This window comes from Nocardia sp. NPDC058497 (genome assembly GCF_042720195.1).
In the GTDB taxonomy this organism is placed as follows: Bacteria; Actinomycetota; Actinomycetes; order Mycobacteriales; family Mycobacteriaceae; genus Nocardia.
The window spans coordinates 1-4185 of sequence record NZ_JBHXMY010000516.1 but is presented as its reverse complement, the minus strand read 5'-3'; the positions used below and the strand labels follow the sequence as shown (position 1 = coordinate 4185).

The window sequence follows — 4185 nt, the reverse complement described above, 5'->3', positions numbered from 1 at the left end:
GCGGAGATCAGCGCACGATGGGAGTGCATCGACATCGACGGGTTCAGCTCCGGCGAGCTCATCACAGCGATCGAGCGTGGTCGCGGCTACGATGCGCTCAAATGTCGCGCCGGTATTCCTCTCACCCGTGAGGTTCTCGAAAGAGCCACCGCCAACACACTGGAACAGCCGCTGAGACTCGCGGCGCGGGCCGCTTCGGGCCTGGACACATTCGATCTCGACACAGCGCGCGATCTGGGCGTCGCGGTCCGTGCCACCTCCGGCTCCAATGCGGGCGCGGTCGCCGAGCTGACGGTGGCACTGATGCTCGATGGTCTGCGCGGCGTCAGTCGCCGCAACATGGCTCTGCATCGCGGCGACTGGCCAACGTCCATCGCCGATCTGCCCACCCGAAGTTTGTCCGAGTCCCGTGTCGGACTTGTCGGCACAGGCTCTATCGCCCGCGAATTGGCACGACGCCTGGAAGCATTCGGCGCCGAGGTGTGGGTGTGTGGCTCTGCCCGTTTCACCGCCGACCGCGCCGCCGGGTGGCCGGCACGCCGCACCGATTCTCTCGGCGAACTGCTCGCCCACTGCGACGTTGTCTCCGTCCATGTGCCAGGTACCCGCGAAACCACCGGGCTGATCGGGTTGGCAGAAATGCGGTCGATGAAACCGGGTTCCCTCCTTATCAACACCTCGCGCGCCAGCGTCGTGTCCGAAGACGACCTCGATGCGGCGCTACGCGACAGTGAGTGCGGCCTCTCACATGCCTGCGTCGATGTGTTCGCTCGCGAGGGGGCGCGGTTCACCTCCCCGTTGGCCGGCAACCCTCACGCCACGTTGACACCCCACATGGCCGGGATGACCTGGAGCGCGATGCACGCCGCCTCGACGAGACTGCTCGAGGAGTTCGCACGGTTCTATGCTCCGTCCGCACCCACAGGTGCAGTCCGCTGAAACCGCCTAGACTCTCCCCTCGCCGCACTCTGGAAATCGCGACAGTTCTCAACATGTCAGGGAGCGGGGCCTATATCGCAGTTGTGGCCGTCTTTCTCGTGTACACACGCGATATATCTCCGACGGCCGCCGCCATTTGCATCCTGGTCAGCACCTTAGGCGGGAAACTGGGCGCACTGCCTCTCAGCGGTCTCCCCAACCGATTCGGCGGCCGAGCAACATATACCGCGACGAAGCTGCTCGCGGCCATCAGCATGGCTGCGGTGCTGTTCGCCTCGAACGTAGTCATGACTGGAGGCCTGCTGCTGATCTACAGCATGGTCTCGACAGTCGGCGGCGCAGCACGCAACTTGCTCATTCGTGACATCGCGGCGACCGATTCCGCCGTTTTTCGCGCGCGACTCCGAAGTCTCGGGAATACGGGCGTCGTAATCGGCAGTTTGTTTTCGGCCGGCGCGTTGGCATGGGACAGTAAGGTCGGCCCTCTTGCTTGCGTCGCAATCAACGCCATATCATGCCTGGCCTGCGCCGCAGTCGTTTTCGGTCTACGTATCCCGGCGGGACAAGTTGTCGACCCGCCGGAAAAGCCAGATGAGACCCGTCCTGCTACCTCGCTACGCCGAGTGCTGTCCTACCCTGGGACACTGCGCTTCCTTTGCGTCACCGCGGTGTTTTCTCTAATTGGACCGATTATGACGTACGCTATCCCGCTCTGGGTCATAGAATTCAGCTTCCCTCGAGACTCTTGGCCTGTGGGTGCGTTGATCGCCACCAACGCAGTCATCGTCATCGCGTTCCAAGTTCCGGTCGGACGATTCCTGAGTAGCCGTGCCGAGCCTGGTGCGATGCTCGTTGTTTCTGGTGCGCTCCTTGCGGCATCCTGCATCGTCTTGGCGGTCAGCGCGTTGATTTCATTCAGTGTTTCCCTGGCGATCGTGTGGGCCGCCGTAACCATTATTTCACTTGCCGAGGTGGCATTCGCGGCCGCGACCACCGAGTTTCTATTCTCGCCCGCCGTAGCCGCACACCTGAGTCGCACCTCTACCCTCGTCACCATCGCAGCGTCCATCGGCGAAGCGCTCGGTCCGAGCCTGCTTCTCGTATTGTGTCTTCGCCAGAGCCCGGCAGGCTGGCTCGTTCTCGCCGTCCTAGTCGCTATGCTTGCAGTCTTCTACCATTATTCTCGCGACCGCCGGCCTTCTGATCAGGGGAGAAGTGGCCAGCGACTGGCGGCATCGGTCGGTCGTGACGAAGAAGATGCCTGTAATTGAGCGTGGTTGCGCGTGCTACGACGCCGGGTCGTCGGCCCGGTGTGTTCGGGGTGCGGATCGGTTTCGTGGGGCCCCCGGGGCAGCGCCTTGCTCCGGGGGTCCGGCCTCGCACGCTCTGTACTCGTGATCGGTAGAGGCCGGCACATTCCGCGTTGATATGTCGGTCGGCTCATTTCTCGGCGACGATGATCTTGCCTCGGATGTGTCCTCTGCCGGCTCGTTCGTGCGCAGCCTGCGTCTGCACGAGCTCGCTGAGGCATGTGGTTCGGCGCCGCGGCGGTTATACCGCGTGACTGGCTGACGCCGAGTACCCCGAACGGCAGGTGACGGTGCGCGGCGCCGACCTGATGCGTATTGCCGAGCAGGGCGCCGGCTCCCAGGAGTCCTACCTGCTGGAAAGGTGTGAAAAATGTTGCCGCCGAACAACATGCGACGATTACGGGACACCGTGAAGACAGCAATCGCCGCCACCATGATCGCCTCGGCCAGTTGCTGGGAGTCGGAGTTGCGTTCGCGACGGCATCGGGTGCAGTGCCTTCATTCGGGGTGATTCTCGTTCGGGTGGAGTGGACCGTTGAACGCCTGGTGTCCCCCGCGGCGTCGGGTGCGACCGGTGTGGTGGCGGGTGAGTGCCGTTGGCGGCGTGGGCGAGCCGCGTGAGCTTGGTCGAATGCGATCGGCTACCTGAGTGGGGAGAGACCTCGGTAGTCTCCTCGGCCGAGGGGTCAACCCGACTACCAGCTCGTCGGGCATCGTGACCTGGGACAGGTCCCGGCGCATGCGGGCGGTTTCGGCGATGACCTTCGCGTCCTTGGCGTCGGTCTTGGCTTCGCCGCGGAATCCGTGGGTCATGGTGTTGACCACCCGGCCCTGCACATAGGTCACCGCTTGATCGGCGGCCAGCAGCACCGTGATCAGCAGCAACGCCAACGGAGAAGTCAGATCGATCGCCCACCGCACCTGATCGGCGGTCTTGCCGGCGCGGGCGATCAAGGCTTCGATCGCGGCCTGATCGTTGCCGAACTTGTGGCTGAACAGTGTTTTTCCGGTCTCGTCGACTGCGCAGGCATGATGCGCGGTCTTACCGACATCGATCCCGACCCATATCTGAGGGCGTGTTGTCACCCACGTGCTCCTGACTCGAAAGCAGTTACGCCCGTGGACAACCCCGCCGACAGATCCCTAAACAGCGACGATCCGCAACAAGCTCTCAATCAGCAGCCGGAGCGTCCAGCGCGGCAGGGCAGCCAGCCCTCGGAAGCCTTGATATCGGCAAGAACTCATCAGCTACACCCCACCGCTCTGGGCATTCAGGGCACCAACCCCAGACACCAACAAACTTAGGGAGGATTCATGTTGCGTCCGGGAGAGGCCATCGCTGGCTATGTAATCGAACGGTTGCTCGGGGCCGGGGGCATGGGTGAGGTCTATGGTGCCCGCCATCGGCGGTTACCTCGATCCGATCCGATCCGATCCGATGCGGTGAAGGTGCTGGCGGCGCAGTTCTCGTGGATCCGGAGTATCGGGCGCGGTTCGAGCGGGAGGCCGATCTGGCGCTGGGTTGTCGCATCCGGCTAGCGTGAAGGTGCACGATCAAGGCGAGGACCAGGGCCGGTTATGGATAGCCATGGAACTGGTCGACGGCGTGGATCTGGCGCAACGTCTGCAGACCGACGGCCCACTGAGCGCACCGGAGGTCGTCGGGTCGCATGAGTGGTCGCCGGTGCGCTGGACCGCGCGAACGCCCGAGGGCGGGTGCATCGCGATGTGAAAGCCCGCCAACATCCTGCTGAGCCGGGCCCTATTGGGAAAGTTCCCATTCACTGCTCATCTTGGCTTCCCTGGAGATCGAGGTGTGTGCGAGCATTCCGCGGTGGCTGGTGGAACCGATAATTGGCCGGTCGTCGACTTGGCCGACCTCCTCGAAGTGCTCGATCTCGCCGAGATCGCGCCCGGACCATTTCTGGCGCGGTAC

The 4185-nt window shown here is 63.5% G+C and carries 3 protein-coding genes and 1 pseudogene; 3 read left to right on the top strand and 1 reads right to left on the bottom strand.

Features of this window, described 5'->3' with window-relative positions; translation table 11 throughout:
• On the top strand, nucleotides 1–939 hold a 939-nt coding region (locus ACFWPJ_RS26195; RefSeq protein ID WP_378855132.1), incomplete at its 5' end, for an NAD(P)-dependent oxidoreductase.
• A complete protein-coding gene (locus tag ACFWPJ_RS26190) occupies nucleotides 849–2210 on the top strand; it encodes an MFS transporter (protein ID WP_378855134.1) in 1362 nt (453 codons plus the stop codon). The genes ACFWPJ_RS26195 and ACFWPJ_RS26190, both read left to right, overlap by 91 nt.
• A gap of 726 nt (nucleotides 2211–2936) precedes the next feature.
• On the opposite strand, the pseudogene ACFWPJ_RS26185 reads toward ACFWPJ_RS26190, so the two are convergent.
• A pseudogene (locus tag ACFWPJ_RS26185) lies at nucleotides 2937–3335 on the bottom strand (IS110 family transposase); the annotation flags it as partial.
• Between the two features lie 454 nt (nucleotides 3336–3789).
• Here ACFWPJ_RS26185 and ACFWPJ_RS26180 point away from each other — a divergent pair.
• On the top strand, nucleotides 3790–3981 hold the full coding sequence (locus ACFWPJ_RS26180; RefSeq protein ID WP_378855130.1) for a hypothetical protein: 192 nt from the start codon (nucleotides 3790–3792) through the stop codon (nucleotides 3979–3981).
• Nucleotides 3982–4185: the final 204 nt, after the last annotated feature.